Origin of the sequence: Caballeronia sp. RCC_10 (assembly GCF_041360715.1) — a bacterium.
Lineage (GTDB): Bacteria > Pseudomonadota > Gammaproteobacteria > Burkholderiales > Burkholderiaceae > Caballeronia > Caballeronia grimmiae.
Window position 1 is genome coordinate 75,941 of the sequence record NZ_JBFUPT010000011.1, and the last position, 20,276, is coordinate 96,216.

The 20,276-nt window shown below is 62.7% G+C and carries 17 protein-coding genes and 1 pseudogene; 5 read left to right on the top strand and 13 right to left on the bottom strand.

The window, feature by feature from the left end:
• Position 1: 1 nt before the first annotated feature.
• Entirely contained in the window at positions 2-1,267 is a 1,266-nt protein-coding gene (locus tag AB6804_RS19775; protein ID WP_370887887.1) for an exonuclease SbcCD subunit D, read from the bottom strand.
• Positions 1,268-1,447: 180 nt separating this feature from the next.
• Here AB6804_RS19775 and AB6804_RS19780 point away from each other — a divergent pair, with 180 nt between their 5' ends.
• Entirely contained in the window at positions 1,448-1,669 is a 222-nt protein-coding gene (locus AB6804_RS19780) for a hypothetical protein (protein ID WP_370887888.1), read from the top strand.
• A 6-nt stretch (positions 1,670-1,675) separates the two neighbouring features.
• On the opposite strand, the gene rsmA is transcribed toward AB6804_RS19780, so the two are convergent.
• The 4 genes from rsmA to AB6804_RS19800 form a co-directional block, all read right to left on the bottom strand.
• Complete coding sequence (gene rsmA, locus AB6804_RS19785; RefSeq protein ID WP_370887889.1) at positions 1,676-2,485, bottom strand: 16S rRNA (adenine(1518)-N(6)/adenine(1519)-N(6))-dimethyltransferase RsmA; 810 nt, start codon at positions 2,483-2,485, stop codon at positions 1,676-1,678.
• 34 nt (positions 2,486-2,519) lie between these two features.
• Positions 2,520-3,515 (bottom strand): 4-hydroxythreonine-4-phosphate dehydrogenase PdxA, encoded by a 996-nt coding sequence (gene pdxA, locus AB6804_RS19790; protein ID WP_370887890.1) that lies wholly within the window; start codon positions 3,513-3,515, stop codon positions 2,520-2,522.
• Positions 3,516-3,520: 5 nt separating this feature from the next.
• Positions 3,521-4,876: a peptidylprolyl isomerase gene (locus tag AB6804_RS19795; protein ID WP_244794098.1), complete on the bottom strand. Its 1,356-nt coding sequence runs from the start codon at positions 4,874-4,876 to the stop codon at positions 3,521-3,523.
• A 103-nt stretch (positions 4,877-4,979) separates the two neighbouring features.
• Positions 4,980-7,370: an LPS-assembly protein LptD gene (locus AB6804_RS19800; protein WP_370887972.1), complete on the bottom strand. Its 2,391-nt coding sequence runs from the start codon at positions 7,368-7,370 to the stop codon at positions 4,980-4,982.
• 245 nt (positions 7,371-7,615) lie between these two features.
• On the opposite strand from AB6804_RS19800, the gene AB6804_RS19805 reads away from it, so the two are divergent.
• From AB6804_RS19805 to purB, 3 genes are all read left to right on the top strand, one after another.
• Positions 7,616-8,641, top strand: a complete 1,026-nt coding sequence (locus AB6804_RS19805; RefSeq protein ID WP_370887891.1) for an aminoglycoside phosphotransferase family protein — start codon at positions 7,616-7,618, stop codon at positions 8,639-8,641.
• Positions 8,642-8,655: 14 nt separating this feature from the next.
• The gene (murU, locus tag AB6804_RS19810; protein WP_370887892.1) at positions 8,656-9,357 is read left to right on the top strand and encodes an N-acetylmuramate alpha-1-phosphate uridylyltransferase MurU; all 702 of its coding nucleotides are present in this window, start codon (positions 8,656-8,658) and stop codon (positions 9,355-9,357) included.
• Between the two features lie 95 nt (positions 9,358-9,452).
• Complete coding sequence (purB, locus tag AB6804_RS19815) at positions 9,453-10,841, top strand: adenylosuccinate lyase (protein ID WP_370887893.1); 1,389 nt, start codon at positions 9,453-9,455, stop codon at positions 10,839-10,841.
• A gap of 60 nt (positions 10,842-10,901) precedes the next feature.
• On the opposite strand, the gene AB6804_RS19820 is transcribed toward purB, so the two are convergent.
• Positions 10,902-11,396, bottom strand: coding sequence for a gluconokinase (locus AB6804_RS19820; RefSeq protein ID WP_370887894.1), 495 nt, complete (start codon positions 11,394-11,396; stop codon positions 10,902-10,904).
• Between the two features lie 10 nt (positions 11,397-11,406).
• Positions 11,407-12,771 (bottom strand): GntP family permease, encoded by a 1,365-nt coding sequence (locus AB6804_RS19825; protein WP_370887895.1) that lies wholly within the window; start codon positions 12,769-12,771, stop codon positions 11,407-11,409.
• 254 nt (positions 12,772-13,025) lie between these two features.
• Here AB6804_RS19825 and AB6804_RS19830 point away from each other — a divergent pair, with 254 nt between their 5' ends.
• The gene (locus tag AB6804_RS19830) at positions 13,026-13,364 is read left to right on the top strand and encodes a hypothetical protein (RefSeq protein ID WP_370887896.1); all 339 of its coding nucleotides are present in this window, start codon (positions 13,026-13,028) and stop codon (positions 13,362-13,364) included.
• Between the two features lie 95 nt (positions 13,365-13,459).
• Here the strand turns inward: AB6804_RS19830 and AB6804_RS19835 are convergent, their stop codons facing one another.
• The 6 genes and pseudogenes from AB6804_RS19835 to edd all read right to left on the bottom strand — a co-directional run bounded on the left by AB6804_RS19835 (position 13,460) and on the right by edd (position 19,995).
• A complete protein-coding gene (locus tag AB6804_RS19835) occupies positions 13,460-13,606 on the bottom strand; it encodes a YadA-like family protein (RefSeq protein ID WP_370887897.1) in 147 nt (48 codons plus the stop codon).
• A gap of 329 nt (positions 13,607-13,935) precedes the next feature.
• A pseudogene (locus AB6804_RS19840) lies at positions 13,936-14,463 on the bottom strand (DUF2827 family protein); the annotation flags it as partial.
• Positions 14,464-14,507: 44 nt separating this feature from the next.
• The gene (locus AB6804_RS19845; protein ID WP_370887898.1) at positions 14,508-15,656 is read right to left on the bottom strand and encodes a DUF2827 domain-containing protein; all 1,149 of its coding nucleotides are present in this window, start codon (positions 15,654-15,656) and stop codon (positions 14,508-14,510) included.
• Entirely contained in the window at positions 15,653-16,822 is a 1,170-nt protein-coding gene (locus AB6804_RS19850) for a DUF2827 domain-containing protein (RefSeq protein WP_370887899.1), read from the bottom strand. Before AB6804_RS19850 ends, AB6804_RS19845 begins: the two co-directional genes overlap by 4 nt.
• 509 nt (positions 16,823-17,331) lie before the next feature.
• Positions 17,332-17,964, bottom strand: coding sequence for a bifunctional 4-hydroxy-2-oxoglutarate aldolase/2-dehydro-3-deoxy-phosphogluconate aldolase (eda, locus tag AB6804_RS19855; protein ID WP_370887900.1), 633 nt, complete (start codon positions 17,962-17,964; stop codon positions 17,332-17,334).
• Between the two features lie 78 nt (positions 17,965-18,042).
• Positions 18,043-19,995 (bottom strand): phosphogluconate dehydratase, encoded by a 1,953-nt coding sequence (gene edd, locus AB6804_RS19860; RefSeq protein WP_370887901.1) that lies wholly within the window; start codon positions 19,993-19,995, stop codon positions 18,043-18,045.
• Positions 19,996-20,276: the final 281 nt, after the last annotated feature.

Genomic DNA, 20,276 nt, shown 5'->3' on the forward strand with positions numbered 1-20,276 from the left:
GTCACTCCGCGTCCGCAAGTTGCGCGATAAGACCGGAGCGCACTTCGCTCACGAGCTTTGCCAGATCGCCGTCGCGCACGTATTCGAGTTCCGGCACGGACTTCTGCAATTCAGCCGGCGCCTGCGATGCCAGGGTGATGAGCCGCTCTTTCAGCAACGCGAGAAATTCGGGATCGGATTCGGCTTCGATCAGCAGGCCGTGGAGATCCGCGAGCGCATCGGCGGCGCCGTCGAGCCGCGATGCGGCGAGGTCGCGCGCAATCGGCTGCGTCGTCACTTTCACTTTTTCCAGCCACAGCGAGTCATGGCTGATCGCCGCGATCTGCGCGAGCACTTCGGCGCGCAGTTGCGTCGCGTTCGCGAAGAGTTCGCCGTGCGCCTTCGTCGCGCCGGTGATCGTCACGCGCACCGCATGGGGCACGGGCCGCTCGGCGCGTTCGATCAGCGCTTCGAGCGCACGCCCGGCCGCGCGCGCGACTTCATCGAGCGTGGCGAGGCCGGCTGCATCGACGGTGACGGACTCCCAGCGCAACACGTCGATGAAAAGCCGCTCGACGCTCACTTCGTCCGACTCCGACACGTTGACGATCACCGCGCCGCGCCTTCCCGTCTCGCGGATGTTGCGCCCTTGCAGGTTTCCCGGAAACACGATCGTCGACGCTTCATCCCACATCGCGAATTCATGCACGTGGCCGAGCGCCCAGTAGTGATATTCGCGCGCATGCAGTTCGGCGACCGTGCACGGCGCGTAGTTCGCATGCGCCGACGATCCTTCGAGCGCCGTATGCAGCACGCCGATATTGAAATAGCCGTCGACCGGCGACGGATACGCGGTCGCGAGATTGGCCGTGACCGCCTTGTCCTTGAAGCTGTGACCGTGCAGCGCGACCTTGAGCGCGTCGATGCGATACGTCTGCGGCTTCCTCGTCGAGAACGTGTGAACGTTGTCGGGCAATTGAAGCTGGCTCGTCATCTCGCTTTCGGCGTCGTGGTTGCCATAGAGGACGTAGACGGGAATGTTCGCCCGGCGCAACTTGCCCATCTCCTTGCAGAAGAAGATGCCGGTGTTGTGATCGCGCCAGGTGCCGTCGTAGAGATCGCCGGCAATGATCATGAAGTCGACCTGCTCGTCGATGGCGATCGACACGAGCTTCGAGAACGCCTCGCGCGTCGCGTTGCGCAGCATGTCGGCGGGCGCGTCGGCGTAGGCGGACAGGCCGTGCAGCGGGCTGTCGAGATGAATGTCGGCCGCGTGGATGAAGCGCATCGCGTTGTCTTCCTCTTGAGTGTTGGTGTCGCGCTTGACGCATCCGGACGTCGATGCTTGCACGTGAACTAGACACTTCGCGTCTCGATCGCGCGCACGAACCGGCATCGTTAAGAGACACGATGTGTCCCAGCTCGAACGGACAATCATCGAACATCAACACGAGAGCGAGGTCTACCGATGACAAGTCCCTACACCACGCATAACGTCGATGCCGCGATCGTTCATCTGGAACGCGTCTTGTCGGCTGAAGGCGCGAATTCGCTGTTCGGCCAGACGTATTGGCGCACGCGCGTGCAGCAGGTCAGCGCGACGCATGGCTTGCAGCGCAATCAGCGCATGCGGCTGGACCGGCTGATGAACCGGCTCGCCGATGCCTCCCGCGCCGGGCGGCCGCGATGAGCGCGTCTATGCACGCTCCACGGCCTGCGCAAGCGCAACGAACTCCGCGACCGGCACTTCTTCGGCGCGGCGCGCGAGATCGAAGCCGAGCGCGTCGAAGTCGATTCTGTCGCGATACGCGGCAAGATTGTTGCGCAGCACCTTGCGGCGCTGCGCGAACGCAGCCTTGACGACATCGCTCAGCACGGCGTCGTTCACGGCCGGCAGTTCATGCGGCGCGAACGGAATCATGCGGACGATCGCGGAGTTCACTTTCGGCGGCGGATTGAACGATTCGGGCGGCACGTCGATCAGCTTGTCCATCACGTAGCGGTATTGCAGCATCACCGACAAGCGCCCGTAATCCTTGGTCGCCGGCTCCGCGATCATGCGTTCGACGACTTCGTCCTGAAGCATGAAGTGCTGATCGATGACCTTCGGCGCGAACGCCGTCAGGTGAAACAGCAGCGGGCTCGAAATGTTGTACGGCAGATTGCCGACGATGCGCAGCGTCGGTTTATCGCCGTCCAGCGCGAGCGCGCCGAAGTCGAAGTCGAGCGCATCGGCGGAATGCACGACCAGCTTGTCGCCGAAGCGCTTCTGCAGCCGGCCGATCAGATCGCGGTCCAGTTCCACCGAATGCAGCGGCGCCTCCGGCGTGGACAGGCGCGCGATCAGCGGTTCGGTCAGCGCGGCGAGGCCCGGCCCGATCTCGACCATGCGCTCGCCGCGCTTCGGCGCGATGACGTCGACGATGGAATCGATCACGCCCTGATCGACGAGAAAGTTCTGGCCGAAGCGCTTGCGCGCGAGATGGCCCTGATGTTTGGTGGACATACGTGTCTGGTAGATGCGGTCGCCCGCTATGACTTTAAGCGTTGCGCTTGTGCCGCGCCATCGTGACGGCGGCGTCGATCGCGGCGATCATGCTGCCCGCGTCAGCGCGCCCCGTGCCGGCAAGATCGAGCGCGGTGCCGTGATCCACCGACGTGCGAATGATCGGCAGACCGAGCGTCACGTTGATGCCTTCGCCGAACGTCGCGTACTTCAGCACGGGCAGGCCCTGATCGTGAAACATGGCGAGCACGCAATCGGCGTCCTTCAGATAGCGCGGCTGAAACAGCGTGTCGGCGGGATACGGCCCGGGCGCATCGATGCCGAGGGCGCGGGCGCGTTCGAGCGCGGGCGCGATGACGTCGATTTCCTCGCGACCGAGATAGCCGTTCTCCCCCGCGTGCGGATTGAGTCCGGTGACCAGGATGCGCGGCGCGGCCAGGCCGAAATGCGCGCGCAAATCATGGTCGATGATCCGCAGCGTATCGACCAATCCGTCGATGGTGATCGCGGCGGACACTTCCTTGAGCGGCAGATGCGTCGTGGCAAGCGCGACGCGCAGCGGGCGCTCGCCCGTGCCCGCGAGCATCATCACGACGCGCGGCGTGTTCGTGCGCTCCGCCAGGTATTCGGTGTGACCGGTGAAGGGCACGCCGGCATCGTTGATCGTGCTCTTCTGCAGCGGCGCGGTGACGATGGCGTCGAAGCGGCCAGCAACGGCGCCGTCGATGGCGGCGTCGAGCAAGCCGAGCACGTAGCGCCCGTTGGCGGCATCGAGCTTGCCCGCTTCGGCCGGCGCCGCGAGCGCATGATGCTCGATGCGCACCGCTTCGCCGCTCGCGGGCCAGCCAGCGCCCGCCCGCGCTTGCAGCAGCGCGCGGTCGCCGAGCACGGCGAAGCGCACCGACGGCCAGCGCGATTGCGCTTCACGAAGCGCCACCGCCGTCAGTTCCGGACCGACGCCCGCCGGCTCGCCCGTCGTGATGGCGACGGTGACGGCGGCGGTTTCGTCCGGGTGGGCGGCGGTGTTCATCGGGCTTACTGCTGCGCTTCTTGCGCAGCGATGCCCTTGTATTGCACGTAGGCGGTGTCGCGCAGTTCACGCAGCCAGTCCGAGTACGCCTGTTCAGCCTTGCGCTGGCCGATCGCCTGACGCGCGATGTCGAGCTGTTGCGTCGCGGACCCTTCGGCCTCGCGGCGGCTCAGCACCTGAATCAGGTGATAGCCGTACTCGCTGCGCACCGGATCGCTGACCGCGCCGTCCTGCAGGCTGTTCATCGCGCGTTCGAACTCGGGAACCGTTTCGCCCGGGCTGATCCAGCCGAGGTCGCCGCCCTGCGACGCCGAGCCGTCCTGCGAATACGTGCGCGCGAAGTTGGCGAAGTCGCCGCCCGACGCGAGCTGCTGCTTGATATCGAGCAGCTTCTGACGCGCTGACGCTTCCGACATGCCGTCCGACACGCGCAGCAGGATATGGCGCACGTGGGTCTGCACGAGCTTGGGCGCATCGGCTGCGGTGCCCTGGCTCGCGCGGCGATCGACGAGCTTGATAATTTCGAAGCCGCCATCGGTGCGCAGCAGCGTCGGCGCGACCTGCCCCGGACGCAGCGTCGATACCGCCGAGACGATGCCCGCCGGCAACGAGCCCGGCGTGCGGAAACCGAGATCCCCGCCCTTGGCGGCGTCGGTATCCTGCGAATTCTGCTTGGCCAGCTTGCCGAAGTCTTCGCCCGCCTGCGCCTGCTTGAGCACGGCGTCGGCCTTGCTCTGGACCGCGGCGACATCCGACTCCGACGCGTCCGCAGCCAGCTTGAACATGATGTGCTGGAGGTGGAGATCGCTTGCGTTGCGCGCGCCCGGCCCGCGCTGGCTGGCGATGTAGTTCGCCACTTCGCCATCGGACACGGTGACCTTGCTGTCGACTTCCTTCTCGCGCAGCTTCGAAAGCGTCAGTTCCGTGCGCGCGTCGCGCATGAACACGGCCCAGGGCACGCCCTGCGCCTCGATCCGCGAGCGATAGACGTCGAGCGTCATCTGATTCTGCTGCGCGAGACGCTGCAGCGTGCGGTTGACAGTGGCGTCGTCGATGACGATGCCGTCTTCCTTCGCCCGCTGCAACTGGATGCGCTCGAGCACCATCTGGTCGAGCACCTGCTGACGCATCTGTTCGACGGGCGGGACCGGCGCGTTCTGCTGCTTGAGCCGCTGCGCGATCAGGCTCGTGCGCTCTTCCAGTTCGCGCTGGGTAATCACGCCGTCATTGACGACCGCGACGACGGAATCCGCGATCTGCACATTGCGATTCGATAACGCCTGCGCACCGGCCGGCGAACTCACCATCAGCGCCGCGGTCAGCGCGGCGGCGGCCATTGCCGTCGATCGAAACAGTTTCATGTTTGCCACAGATACTCCATCAAATCCACACTTGACCCATTCGTGCCTTGCGCGTGTGCTCGCGGCGATTGGGGATGCTGTCAGAGAATGCCTGCTTCGCGCCTTACTCGTAGTCGCTGTAGCGAGCGAGCGGCGGAGCCGACGGCGGCGGCGGCTGGTAGCCCTGCACGCTGGCGCGGAACGCGCTGACGAGACCGTTGTCGACCCTCGACAAGCCCTTGAACGTGATCTGCGCAAGCACGCGCGTGCCGGACGAAGGCTCACCGCTCGTATTCACACCGTTCGCGTAACGCTGCGCGCCGAAGCCGAACGCCCAGCAGTCGGCATCGTACTGGAAGCCCACGAGGCCGTCGACGAGACGGTGGCTTGCGAGATCATAGTTGACGCGCGCGACGGCATACAGCCGATTCGTCAGCGGCCATTCGCCGGAGACCAGAAGCTGGTTGATCGGCTCGTTGACCAGCGTGGTCTGGTTCGAGCGCGTGTACCGGTAGCCGACGTTGATCACCTTGCGCGCGGCGGGGCTGTACGCGAAGCCGATGCTCGAACGCACGAGCTGGTTATTGTCGACATTATATTGGAACGCCGTTTCCGAGGCGAAACCCGCCCCCAGCTTGATTGCCGCGCCGGCGATCAGGTCGGAGTGCTTGGCCTCGTTGATCGGCTGATCCTGCGAAATCGTGACGCGCTGGCTCGTGAAATAGTACTGCTGCGCGATCACGAAACGCGCACGCTCGTCGCCCGTCGCCGGGTTGATGAAGCGCGTCGTCAGGCCGGCGGTCAGACGGTTCGCATCCGCGATCCGGTCGTTGCCGACGAAGGTATTCGGCGTGTAGATCTCGGCGAGCCCGAAGTCGGCTTCGGCGGTATCGAAGATCGGCGCGAAGTCCTGATTGCGATACGGCGTATAGACGTAGTAAAGCCGCGGCTCCAGCGTCTGAATGTAGTCCTGCCCGAAAAGCCGCACCGAGCGGTCGAACACGAGGCCGGTGTCGAGACTGAGCGTCGGAATCGATTCGGTGAAGTTCTTCGGCTGGTTTACCGGCGTGAGCGGCTGCCCCGCAACCGGCCCGGTCGCGATGTGGCTCAGGTCATACGACGCGAAGTGCCACTGCACTTTCGGCGTGAAGAAGTATCCTGGCGCGTTGATCCCGTAGCTCAGGTACGGGTTGAAATACATGCGCTGACCGTCGGTCGCGCCTTCCTGCGTGATCGTGAAACGCGTGAAATCCGCTTCCGCGCCGTAATCGAAGCCGCCGACGTTGTACTTGTTGTACTGCACGTTCAGCTGCGGCTCGCGCGCGTACGGCGGAATGGACGGCTGCAGCGTCTGCCAGCGTTGTTCGCGTGCGAGCACCGACCACGGGCCGTTGTTGTACGTGAGCCCGGCTTCCTGCTGATACAGCAGTTGCGTGCCGTTCAGGAACTGGTTCGACGCGTTGCCGAGGTCTTCCGGATATTGATCGTCGGAGACCTTGTTGTAGTTCACGTAGCCGCCGAAACCGCCACCGAAGTTCTGTCGATGCTGCCAGAAGATCGCATAGCGGTTCGTATGCGTCTCGCGATCGTTCGGCAGATAGTCGATCGTGAACGTGCCCGAATACGTGGGCGACAGATAACGGTAATTCGCCTCGCCCAGCACGCCGCGCCGCGACATGATGCGCGGTGTGATGGTGAGATCGCGGTTCGGCGCGATGTTGAAGTAATACGGGATCGTCGCTTCGAAGCCGGTCGTCGAGCTGAGCGAGAACGTCGGCGGCAGGAGACCGCTGCGGCGGTCGCCTGTCAGCGGGAACGACAGCCACGGGCTCGCGAACACCGGCACGCCCTGGAAGAACAGCACGCCGTTATGGGCGACGCCCTCTTCCGAACCGGTATCGAAATCGAACGACGAACCCTTGATGTACCACGACGGGTCCGTCTCGCACTGGCAGGCGGTGTACGTGCCGTGATCCACCCGCGCGCGCTCGTTGTCGATCAGATCGATGCGTTCCGCGCTGCCCGAGCCGCCCGTCAGGTTGAAGTGATACTTCGGGTTCGTCATGAACCCTTCGTTCGAACCGACCTTGAGGTGCGCTTCCGGCCCGACGAACGCCACGCCGTTATTGATCAGCCTGACATTGCCGAAAGCATCGGCCATGTCCGTATCCTGATCGTAATGAAGCGCGTCGCCCTTGATGACCGTGACCGAGCGGCGCACTTCGGCCGAGCCCTTCGCGGCCATGTCCTCGTCGGACGTGCCGGTGGTCTTGTCGCCGAGCAAAAAGGTCGTCGGCTGCTGGCCGCTTTTCAGCGGACGCTCGAGCAATTGCGGCGCGAGACGCAGGCTGCCGGGACCGTCGAGCGGCTGCGCGTCGGCGGCGGGGCCAGCGAGCTGTGCGTGCCCGAGAGCGGGCATCATGCCCGGTACGGACAGCAACGCGGCGACGAGCCGCCGCCTGCGTGGCTGAGCATCGCCCTGGATCTTCGATACGGGAAACTGTCGTGGCGGCATGTATGGGTGGCGGTTCGATTCCTTTCGCGTCACGCGCCCGATGCCGCCGAGTGAGCGGCCGCGCTTCGCCCGCGTCAATGCCGTGATCGAACTCGACGGTCCGTGGCCATGCAGGGACGACACTCGGTGAAACGTTGACGCGGCACGGTCGTCGGCGCCTGGCGCCAGGCGCGAACAGATAGCTCTAGGATCGCTTAAAAAAGTCGTGGGGTATTATATGGCAAGATGTTTTGCCTCTCGAATTTATGACGCACATTCCTGCCGACACCCGCCTCGATCAACTCCGTTCCTGGCTTCAAACCTTCGCCGACCGCTACCGGCTCGATACCGCCACGCTCGCGCCCGCCTCCGCCGATGCGAGTTTCCGCCGTTATTTCCGGCTCGCGAGCCAAAGCGAGCAAGGCGATACGCTGATCGCCGTCGATGCGCCGCCGCCCGAAAAATGCCGCGAGTTCGTGCAGGTCGCGGGGTTGCTCGAAGCGGCCAGCGTGCATGTGCCGAAGATTCTCGAAGCCGATTTCGACGCCGGCTTCATGCTCGTCACCGATCTCGGCATGACCACTTATATTTCCGCACTCGACGAAAAGAATGCGCGCCCGCTGATGCGCGCGGCCATCGACGCGCTGATCCGCTTCCAGCAGACCGCGCGCGAAGGCATCCTGCCGCCGTTCGACGAAGCGTTTCTGCGTCGCGAGATGGAGTTGATGCCCGAGTGGTTCATCGGCCGCCATCTGGGCCGCGAGGTCACCGCCGACGAACGCAAGACGCTCGACGACACCTTCACGCTGCTCGTGCAAAGCGCACTCGCGCAGCCGCAGACGTTCATGCTGCGAGACTTCATGCCGCGCAATCTGATGGTGTGCGAACCGAATCCCGGCGTGCTCGACTTTCAGGACGCGGTGTACGGGCCCATCACCTACGACATGGCCTCGCTCGTGCGCGACGCGTTCATTAGCTGGGACGAGGAGTTTCAGCTCGACTGCATCGCGTACTACTGGGAGCGCGCGAAGAAAGCCGGCCTTCCCGTCGATCCCGATTTCGGCGAGTTCTACCGGCAACTCGAATGGATGGGCCTGCAGCGGCACATCAAAATCATCGGGCTGTTCGCGCGCATTCATTATCGCGACGGCAAGCCCCGCTATCTGGCGGACCTGCCGCGTTTCATCGGCTATGCGCGCAAGGTCGCCGAACGCTATGCGCCGCTGTGGCCGTTCGCGCGCCTGCTCGATTCGCTCGATGGCCGCGCCGTCGAAGTCGGCTATACCTTCTGATTCTTCGTCACCGCATGACCCATTGTCTCAAGACGGCGATGATTTTCGCCGCCGGCCGCGGCGAACGCATGCGTCCGCTCACCGATACGTGTCCGAAGCCGCTGCTCGAAGCGGGCGGCAAGCCGCTCATCGTGTGGCAGATCGAGCGGCTCGCGGCGGCGGGCATCGAGACTATCGTTATCAATCACGCCTGGCTCGGCGAGAAGATCGAAGCCTCGCTCGGCGATGGTTCGCGGTGGGGCGTCGAGTTGCGGTATTCGCCGGAAACCGAGGCGCTGGAGACGGCGGGCGGCATCGCGCAGGCGCTGCCGTTGCTCGGCTCGGGCGTCTTCATTGCCGTCAGCGGCGACGTGTTCTGCGACTTCGATTACACCGCCCTGCGCGATCGCGCCACCGCGCTCGCTCGCAACGAACTGCCAGGCATGCACCTCGTCATGGTGCCTAACCCGCCGTTCCATCCGCGAGGCGATTTCGCGCTGATCGACGGCGCACTCGCGCTCGACGGCGAGCCGCGCTACACCTTCGGCAACATCGGCCTGTACGACACGCGCATGTTCCGCGATCTCGCGCCCGGCACGCGACGGGCGCTGACGCCCTACTACCGCGAAACCATCGCGGAGGGACGCGCGACCGGCGAGCTTTACGCGGGCCGCTGGGAGAACGTCGGCACGCCGGCGCAACTTCAGGCGCTCGATCAGGAACTGCGCCAACGCTGACGGCCAGGCGGCCCGGAATGGGACGCATCCGATGGTAAAATGCGCGGTTCTTCCGTCTTTTCCTCCTAGCCGCAAGCGGCAGCCGACACGCCACCATGTCCGATACCCGTCCCGATACCCTCTTTGCGCTTACCGCGCTTTCGCCGCTCGACGGCCGTTACGCCGCCAAGACCGAAGCACTGCGTGACTGGCTCTCCGAAGCCGCTTTCATGCGCCATCGCGTGACGGTGGAGATTCACTGGCTGATCGCATTGTCGCGTGCGGGCTTCGCCGAAGTGCCGCGCTTTTCCGAAGCGTCCGAGCAGTTCCTGCTGGCACTCGCCGAGCGCTTCACCGCGCACGACGCGGCGCGCATCAAGGATATCGAGCGCGTGACGAACCACGACGTGAAGGCGGTCGAATACTGGCTCAAGGAGTCGGTCAAGGGCCAGCCGGAACTCGAGCGCGCGAGCGAATTCATCCATTTCGCGTGTACGTCGGAAGACATCAACAACACGTCGCACGGTCTCATGCTCGCGGGCGCACGTGAACACGTGATGCTGCCGGCGCTGCGTTCGGTGCACGCGCGCCTCGTGAAGCTGGCGCACGCACACGCCGAACAGCCGATGCTCTCGCGCACGCACGGCCAGCCCGCCAGCCCGACGACGCTCGGCAAGGAAATCGCCAACGTCGCGGCGCGTCTGTCGCGTGCGATCGAGCGCGTCGAGAACGTGCCGCTGCTCGGCAAGATGAACGGCGCGGTCGGCAACTACAACGCGCATCTGTCGGCGTATCCAGAATTCGACTGGGAAGCGTTTTCGAAGGATGTCGTCGAAAACCGGCTCAAGCTCACGTTCAATCCGTACACGATTCAGATCGAGCCGCACGACTACATGGCCGAACTGTTCGATGCGGTCGCGCGTGCGAACACGATCCTGCTCGATCTCGACCGTGACGTGTGGGGCTACATTTCGCTTGGATACTTCAAGCAGCGCACGAAGGCGGGAGAAATCGGCTCGTCGACGATGCCGCACAAGGTCAATCCGATCGACTTCGAAAACTCGGAAGGCAATCTCGGCCTCGCCAACGCGACGCTGCGCCATCTCGCCGACAAGCTGCCGATTTCGCGCTGGCAGCGCGATCTGACGGACTCGACCGTGCTGCGCAACATCGGCGTGGCGTTCGGCTATTCGCTGCTCGCCTACGACGCGCTGATCCGCGGTCTGGACAAGCTGGAAGTGAACGCGGCGCGTCTGAACGAAGATCTCGACAATTGCTGGGAAGTGCTCGCCGAGCCGGTTCAGACGGTGATGCGCCGTTATGGCATCGAGAATCCGTACGAGCAATTGAAGGAACTGACGCGCGGCAAGGGCATCACGCGTGATGCGCTGCAGTCGTTCATCAATGGCCTCGCCATTCCGGCCGATGCGAAACAGTTGCTGCTCGACATGACGCCGGCGACGTATATTGGCAAGGCGGTCGAACTGGCGAAGCGCATCGCCTGAATGCGTTTCAACGCCGCGTGACGCACAAAAAAGCCCCGATTTCTCGGGGCTTTTCGTTTTCTATCGCGTCTTCAACTTTTCCATCACGTTATCGACGATCTGCTCGGGCGGCAGCTCGATGCTCTCCGTGACCGCCTCGTCCTCGCCCGGCTCCTCGAGCGTGTCGAGCTGGCTCTGCAGCAGCGACGGATCGAAGAAATGGCCGGTGCGGTGGCCAAGGCGTTCGCGCAGCACTTCCATCGAGCCTTTCAGATAGACGAAACACACGTCCTTATCGCCGGCACGCAGCACGTCGCGGTACGAGCGCTTGAGCGACGAGCAGGTGAAAACAGCCGTCTCGCCCGCTCGCTGCTTCTCTTCGATCGCCGCGCGGATCGTCTTGAGCCACGGCCAGCGGTCTTCATCGGTCAGAGGGATGCCGTGATGCATCTTCTCCTTGTTCGCGGCGCTGTGAAAGGCGTCGCCGTCGGTGAACGGACAATTCAGGCGTTCCGCCAGCAGTTCGCCGATCAGGGATTTGCCGGCGCCCGAGACGCCCATCGCGATCAGAATCATCGAAGTCTCCTTACACGACCGTCGCGAGCGCGAGGGTCAAACCCAGCCCCATGAGCGAGATGATGGTCTCCAGCAGCGACCATGTCTTGAACGTCTGCCCCACCGTCATCCCGAAGTATTCCTTGATCAGCCAGAAGCCGCCATCGTTCACGTGCGAGAAAATCAGCGAGCCGGAGCCGGTCGCGAGCACGAGCAGTTCCGGACTGACATGACCGCCCGCCGCCTGCGCGATCGGCGCGACGATGCCGCACGCGGTCGTCATCGCGACCGTGGCCGAGCCGGTTGCCAGACGGATCAGCGCGGCGACGAACCAGCCGAGCAACAGCGGCGACAGGCTCGCTTGTGTCGCGGTCGCGACGATCTGCTGCGAAATGCCGCTGTCACGCAACACCTGTCCGAAGCCGCCACCCGCACCGACGATCAGCGTAATGCCGGCGATCGGCGCCAGGCAGTCGCCGCAGAACTTCTGAATCTGCTCGCGGTTGAAGCCCTGCTTCGCGCCGAAGGTCCAGAAGCTCACCAGCACCGCGATCAGCAGCGCGATATCCGATTGCCCGATGAAGCGCAGCAGATCGTTCGGCAGCGTCTTCGGCGTGAAAACGAGGTCGGCCCAGCTTCCGACCAGCATCAGGATAACCGGCAGCAGGATCGTGAACAGCGTGATGCCGAAGCTCGGCAGTTCGCGCTTCGACGCGCTGTCGCCGTGCTTCTGCACGAACTGGTCGGCGAGCGCGTTAGCGTCGGGGAGCTTGATGTATCGGTGAATCAGCAATGCAAACAGCGGCCCCGCGACGATGGCCGTCGGCACACCAATGATCAATCCATAGGCGATCGTCTTGCCGATATCCGCGTGATACGCCTGCACCGCGAGCAGCGCCGCAGGGTGCGGCGGAATCAGGCCGTGCACGACCGACAGACCGGCGACCATAGGCAAACCGATCACGAGCAGCGACTTGCCGGTGCGGCGCGCGACATTGAAAGCGATCGGGATCAGCAGCACGAAGCCGACTTCGAAGAACACCGGCAAGCCGACGATGATGGCGACGACCATCATCGCCCAATGAATGTTCTTCTCACCGAACAGGTTGATGAGCGTATTGGCGATGCGCTCGGCCCCGCCGGATTCGGCCATCATTTTGCCGAGCATCGTCCCCAAACCGACGACCACGGCGATGTGTCCGAGCGTGTTGCCGTTGCCGGTTTCGAATGCCTTGACGATCTTGTCCATCGGCATGCCGACCGCAAGGCCAAGCAGCAGGGAAACGATCAAAAGGACGAGGAACGGATAAACCTTGTAGCGGGTGATCATCAGGATCAGAACCGCGATTGCGACGACTGCGTAGAGCAGCAGCATGCTCCCGTGGACGGCTGGCATGACGCCTCCTTGATTTTGTTGAGGTTATTCGCGCTTTAATGCGTTCGCCGTTGCTGCACCGCATTCAAAAGCGGTGTCCGACAAAGCGATGACGGGCGCTGGGCAACGGAATTCTACTTGTAAGCGCGCGAAATGACTGCTTCAAGCAGCCTAACGCGGGTTGCCGTGTATGCCTACGACGCAGAGGCGGGGCTAAGGCCAAAAAAAACCGACGTTCGATTGAACGTCGGTTTGGGGAAACGTCACGAGCCGCGATGGCTCGTTTCATTCATTACGCGTCAACGCGCCGGCGCGGATCGTACCGCGCTGCTGCAAGCGAAGTCGAGCTGACGTGCACTGCTTCCGCCCTGCCTGACGCGGGAATCGTCCAGTGCTTGAACCGCGACGACCTGGCTACCTTGGCAGATTTCCGCAGCCTTGACCATGCACGATTGCTGCGATTCAACGAGGCCGGAGCAGGTAACGCGATAGGCCTGCTGCTGTCCTGCGATGTTCAGCTTCTGGGCCGTGTGAGTCATGCCTGTGTCAGTCGTGCAAGCCGACACGAGCCCGAGAGCGGTAATTACCGCGATAAGAAGTTCGACATCAAGTGAGTTGCAGCTAAGTCCGTACGAATGAAGGGCAGGCGTCCGGGCAGCCCCTGATGCGACCGCCCGGACGTCCGGAGCATTAGCTCCTGACCCGCCTGTTACCACCGATACGAGGCATTTGCGCCATACACCGTTCCGCTACGGGTCGAACCCGCGCCGGCCTTCAGCACCAGGTTCTGCGTAACACGCAGATTCACCGCGACCGCCGCTGCCGCATAACCCCTGATACGTCGCAGCACCCACACCGACGGACACGTTCTTGTCCTGATCCATGTTCGGGACCATCGCCAAGGGCGTAGCCGCGGCGATGCCGGATTAGGCGTTGCGGCCCACTTCCGTGACGGAGCTCTGCATGCCGCTCAGCGCGCTGTACGTGTAGCTCCTGGACTCCGCGACCGCGTCGTTCAACTGGCTGACGGTGACCAGATCCATGCCTTCCGTACCGGCCTTCACGTTGGTGAATCTCGCGCTCGCCGCCCGCAGAACCGACCGACACGGTGTTTGCGCGGTCTGCCACGGAACTCGCACGCAGCGCAATGGAGTCGTCCGCCGTTGCCTGTCTGTTCACGCCGATCGCTACCGAATCGACACCGCTCGCCACTGCTCCTGCGCCCTGAGCCACGGATTGCTCACCCGTTGCCTCAGCGTTCGCGCCACTGGCCACCGAGTGGTTGCCGCTTGTCACGGCCGCTTCGGTAACAGGATTGCCGTCAGCAGCGAAGAACGCGTCGGTCGAAGCCGGCCTGTTGAACAGGATCGACTCCATCGCGTGGACGTATTCTAAGCCGCAGCAGTACGAGATAAGCCGTGCGCCACGTCGCTCGAAGTACTCAGTGGCGTTCGCATCGAACTGGCGCCGAGTTCAATCAGCACATCGACATTGTCCTTCGCGGCCTCAAATGTCACCGTCGGCCAGCGTTCCAGATCCCACGGCGGTTCGTGATCGCAACATGTTCGTATTGACGAGCACGACGCTTTTAACGTTCGGGCAGTTCTTGAGCGCTTCCGCCAGAAACACGGCGTTCTGCTTGGTGCCGTTGTTCCACAATGTTTCAGCCTCGTGAAAGAGACCGATGGTGATGCCAATTCGCAACTTCTTCATTGCCGGTTACTCCATTGCCTTGCGGCGCATCCGCTGACAAGGGGCTATGCCCGGGCAAATACCGCTTCGATCGCTTCTGTGTAAGCCCGAACGTTGTCCTCATTCTCGGGATCGAGCGTGTGGAGGAATTTCCTTGCCGTGGCGCGATAATTCTCGAGGTTCGCGTCGTGCTCCGCGAACGCGCGAAGCAATGCGCGCCCGCCTTCTTCGCAATCGAAATCGTGATAGCGATAACCGCAATCGCCAATCAAATGCGAGTTGTGAATCAGCGGATAACCGCCGTGAAGCGCTTCGTAGTAGACGTAGTTCTGCGGGTTTTCCCACTGGTGGCTCACGACCGCATCGACCGAATGCGGCACGATATGAGCGAACGGGAAGCGTCCCTCGAAGTTGCCGAGGCCGTGCTTCACGTAATCGAGGCTTTGTGCGAACGCGGCGAACGCGGAGTGCTCCTTCAGCTTGAACGTGTTGTAGGCCCACACGCGTTCCAGCATGTCCGGGTTTTCGCGATGCGCCGCTTCGCAGGCCAGCATGGGGATATAACTCGTCTTCACCATGCAGACGTTCGGCTCGAAGATGCCCACGCGCCAGCGGCGGCGCCCCGGCTGATACCCGAACTCGACGCCCTCCAGCTTCGCCGCTTCCCGCTCGAGCACGACCGGACTCCACAGGTGCGGCATGAGCTTGACCGGCGCACGGAACAGCGTCTCGAAGTACGGCTTGCAGCTGACTTCGTATTCCGGCAACGTCCAGACTTCGTCATAAGGCGAGCCCGTAATCAGCATCGCGTGCTGAAGGTTGAACACCATGCGCTCGACATCGATGACGTAATCATTGCCGACGCGCATCGTAATGATCTTGCCGCCCCGCTCGCGGAACTTCACCGACCATTCGCGGCCGAGCTGCGCACTCATCTCGATCATCACGTCGAGCTTCGACAAGGCCGTTTCCATGTCGATGAGCGGCACCGGGGAATCCGAGAGAAAACGCTTGGCGTCTTCAGGACCGCCGTCGCCGCCGCCCGTAACGAGGTACGTCGACTTCACGCGGGGCGAGCGCATGAGCAGCATCACGAGGTACAAGCAATTCTGGAAGATTCCGTTTTCCCAGAGCGATTGCTCGCCCTTGCGGATGAAGATGGAAACGCCGACGTTGATCCGCTCCGGCATGCGGGATGAGCTTTCCATGTTCATGCGCCTACTTTGAGCTCGGTTCCACGACAGAGGTTGATCAATCGGTCCGCGAAAGCGTTGAGGTTCACTTGATTGAACGGATCGACCGCATCGATTACGCGCTGCGCTCGCGCGCGATAGTCATCGAGCGCGGCGTCGTGCTCGCGGAACGCGCGCAGCAACTGGCGGCCGCCCTCTTGCGCATCGAAGCCGGGATAGTAGTAACCGGCATCCTTTAGCCACGGCGAGTTGTGTATGAGCGGATAGCCGCCATACAGCACGTCCAGATACAGATAGTTCTGATCGTTGCCCCACTGGTGCGACACCACGGCGTCCGAGTACTGCGCCATGAAGCCGGCGATGTCGTTGCGGCCGTGGAACGTCGCCTTCGAGTCCTTTACGATGTTCAGCGAGTTGGCCATGTACGTGAGGGTCGGATGGTCCTTCATGTGCATCGTGTTGAGCACGTGCATGGCGGAGACGCTCAACGGATCGGCGCGATAGGCTTCCTCGCACACGAGCATCGGAATGCTCGATGTTTTCACCACCGAGATATTCGGCTCGTATATCGAAACGCGGAAACCTTGCGGCTGAATGGCCGGCTGATCCGGCTGATTCGGCTGGCCCGTGCGGCGCTCGTAGCCAAAACGCAAGTTGTGCTCTTGCACTTCCGCGATGCGCTTTTCGAGAAACTGCGGATGCCAGATGAACGGAATCAGATGAACCGGGCAGCGATGCAGGGTGCGCATCATCGGGACCGACAGCCGATCTTTCGACATGAGCCAGACTTCGTCGTAACGGTCCGGACGCATGAAATGCACCGGCTTGTCGAAGACCGCAGACTCGGTCAGGCCAACATACGGCTGACCGCAACAGTAATACGCAACCTTCTTGCCGCGTGCACGCATCAGGTCGAGCCATTGCGTATCCAGCGCGCCGCCCATTTCGAAGATGACGTCCACGTTATCGGTCGCGTCCGGGATGCGCATAATGCGCAAGCCCTTCGAAGCCGCGTCCACTTGCGGCGGCAACGCGTTCTGGTCGCCGACGTCGATCAGTGCAACGCTCTCTACGAATGGAAGCTTCTGCAGCGCCTCCGCAAGAAAGATCACGTTCTGGCCCAGGCCGTTTTGCCAGATGTTTTGGCCTTGATGCGTGACGACGGAAATTCCGACTCGAATGGTCATTGAATGAACATCCTAAAAATACGAAATTACGCTTTTTGAAAAGAGGTTACGCGACTACTGCGATCACTACGGGCGGCACGATGCAACGTCGGACAGCGCCTGCAGCGGACATTGAGCAATAGGTGCGAAATGCGGAAGAACGGTAGGAGAACGCCGAGACTTCCGTATTGACTTGCTTCCGCAATTAACAATAGAAGAAATTCTGACCCTGAATATATATAAAAACTTTTGGGACTCCCAGTAGATCCCGGATTAATGAGAGTCGTCTTGTGCCATGCTCAAAAACCGATAAGCGTCCTAGTCGCGTTCAAGCCGAAAGCTGTATTAACCGATTCACAAATGAACAGATCGATTTGAGATAGGACAATTGGCTCGCGCTAGATCGGCAGGTGCGCGCGATAGGTCGGCAGATGGCAGATGCCAGATGGCCGGGCACGGAAGGCCGGACCGAAACGAAAAAGGCGCGCGAAACCGCTCTCGCAGTCTCGCGCGCCTTCAGGAGAAATCGCTTAGTGTTGCGGCGCCAGTTCGCTTGCGGCACGCGCGAGGCGCGTGACCTCCTCCCAGTTCTGCGCAGCGAGCGCGGCCTTCGGCGTCAGCCACGATCCGCCAACGCAGACCACGTTCGGCTGTGCCAGGAAGTTGGTCGCGGTCTCGGCGGTAATTCCGCCGGTCGGACAGAATTTCAGATTCGGGAACGGACCGTAGAACGCTTGCAGCATCGGAATGCCGCCCGCTTGCTGCGCCGGGAAGAACTTGACGATCTCGTAACCCAGTTCCATCGCAGTGATGATGTCGCTCGGCGTCATCACGCCAGGCAGAAGTGGCAAGCCGGCGTCCTGCGCGGCCTTGTGCATGTCCTTTGTCAGGCCCGGCGACACGCCGAACTGCGCGCCCGCCTTCTTCGCCTGCGCGCAATGCTCGGGTTTGGTGATCGTGCCGACACCGACCACGATATCGTCCGCCAGTTGACTCGCGCGTTGGATAGCGGCGATGCCCGCCTGCGTGCGCAGCGTGATTTCCAGCACCTTGACGCCGCCCGCATGCAGCGCGCGCGACACGTGTTCGCCCTGCTCGACCGATTCGAATGCGAGCACCGGAATCACCGGTCCCAGACGCACGATTTCGCTTACCGTTTTCATGTGATGCGACTCCTCGTTTTTATGCGGCGCCAACGGCGGCGATCCGCGGGTTTCTCTCAGGTTCGAGCGGCAGAATGATCAGTGATGCGTGGCGTGCGCCTTGTTAAGCGCCGATGCAGCCGCTTTCGCGTTGTCCGACAGCGGGCTGCGCGCCGAGGAAGATCCTGCGCCGTCCGCCTTCCCGGCGTGAGGGGCAGCCGCGCCGATCAGCGCGCCGAACACCGATGCGCCCTCTTCCGCCGGCAGCGCCGCACTTCGGAACACGCCGAACAGCTCCCGCCCGAACCCTGCTTCGTTCTCGGCCTGATGCAGCGGCGCTTCCACTTCGCGCGAGTCCCATTCTGAAGCGTCGACCTCGATATCCAGAACGCCGGCGGGCGCATCGATCACGAGCATGTCGCCCGTGCGCACTTTGCCGAGCGGTCCTTGCAAGAGCGCCTCGGGCGACACATGGATGACGGCAGGCACCTTGCCCGACGCGCCCGACATGCGGCCATCGGTCACCAGCGCGACGTGAAAGCCCTGATCCTGCAACACGCCGAGCAGCGGCGTCAAACGGTGCAACTCAGGCATGCCGTTGGCCCGCGCGCCTTGAAAGCGCACGACGGCGACGAAATCGCGCTTGAGCTGGCCACGATCGAACGCTTCCTGCACTTCTTCCTGCGAGTTGAAGACGATGGCCGGCGCCTTCACCACGCGATGCTCCGGCGCAACCGCCGAAATCTTGATGACGCCGCGCCCGAGCTTGCCCTGCATCAAACGCAGGCCGCCGTCCGGCTGGAACGGCTCGCCCATGCCCCGCAGCACCTTTGTGTCGTGGCTCTCGGGCGCGCCATCGACCCACTGCAGCTTGCCGTCGATGAGCTTCGGCTCTTTGGTGTAGTGCGACAGCCCCTTGCCGGCAACGGTCTGCACGTCTTCATGCAGCAGACCGCCTTCGAGCAGATTGCGCACCAGAAACGCGACGCCACCCGCCGCATGGAAGTGATTCACGTCCGCCTTGCCATTCGGATAGATCTTCGCGAGGAGCGGCACCACTTGCGACAGCTCGTCGAAATCATTCCAGTCGATGATGATGCCCGCCGCGCGCGCAATCGCCACGAGGTGCAGCGTGTGGTTCGTCGAGCCGCCCGTTGCAAGCAGCGCAACGATTCCGTTCACGATCGCCTTTTCATCGACGACATGGCCGATCGGCGTGTAATTGCCGCGCTCCAGCGTGATATCCAGCACGCGGCGCGCGGCCTCGGCGGTCAGCGCGTCGCGCAAAGGCGTGTGGGGATGCACGAACGCCGCGCTCGGCAGATGCAGGCCCATCACTTCCATCAACATCTGATTGCTGTTGGCCGTGCCGTAAAACGTGCACGTGCCGTGGCCGTGGTACGCCGCCGCTTCCGCTTCGAGAAGCGTGCCGCGATCGCATTTTCCGGTGGCGAACTCCTGACGCACCTTGGCCTTCTCGTCATTGGTGATGCCGCTGGTCATCGGGCCGGCGGGTACGAAGATGGTCGGCAGATGACCGAACTGCAGCGCGCCGATGGCGAGGCCCGGGACGATCTTGTCGCAGATGCCGAGGCACAGCGCCGCATCGAACATGTTGTGCGTGAGCGCGACCGCCGTGCTCATCGCGATGACTTCCCGGGAAAACAGCGACAGTTCCATGCCGGCATTGCCTTGCGTGATGCCGTCGCACATGGCCGGCACGCCGCCCGCGAATTGCGCGATGCCGCCGTGCTCGCGCGCCGCCTGCTTGATGATGTCCGGGAAGTTCTTGTACGGAGCGTGAGCCGAGAGCATCTCGTTATAAGACGAAACGATGCCGATGTTCGGCTCGCGCACCGCCTTGATCGCGATTTTCTCCTGGCCTTCGAGACCGGCGAAACCGTGAGCCAGATTCGCGCACGAGAGCGCGCCGCGCGCCGGGAACTTGCCGTGCGCCGCGTCGATGCGCGCGAGATACGCGGCGCGAGTCGGCTTGCTGCGCTCGACGATGCGATCGGTCACTTTCTTGAGTTGGGTATGCGGGGAAACCATCGAAGCTCCTTCGTCTCACTCCCGGCGCGCTTGCCGTCGAGGTTGGATGATCGTTGTGGGGAACGGCGGTCCGGCCTTTGCTGTGTCCTGTTGCCGAGGCCTTCGATGTTAGTAGAAAAACTACATGCCGACAACAGCAAAAAGCGATGCTTTCGCCACTACCTGCATTGAAATAAGCGCTGAAGAATCTGTGGTTTACGGGATTTCCCTAAGCCTGAACATCTTGCGCATGTAGTATTTGTACGAGACGAATCATCAGCTATAGTCCTCAGCATTTTCAG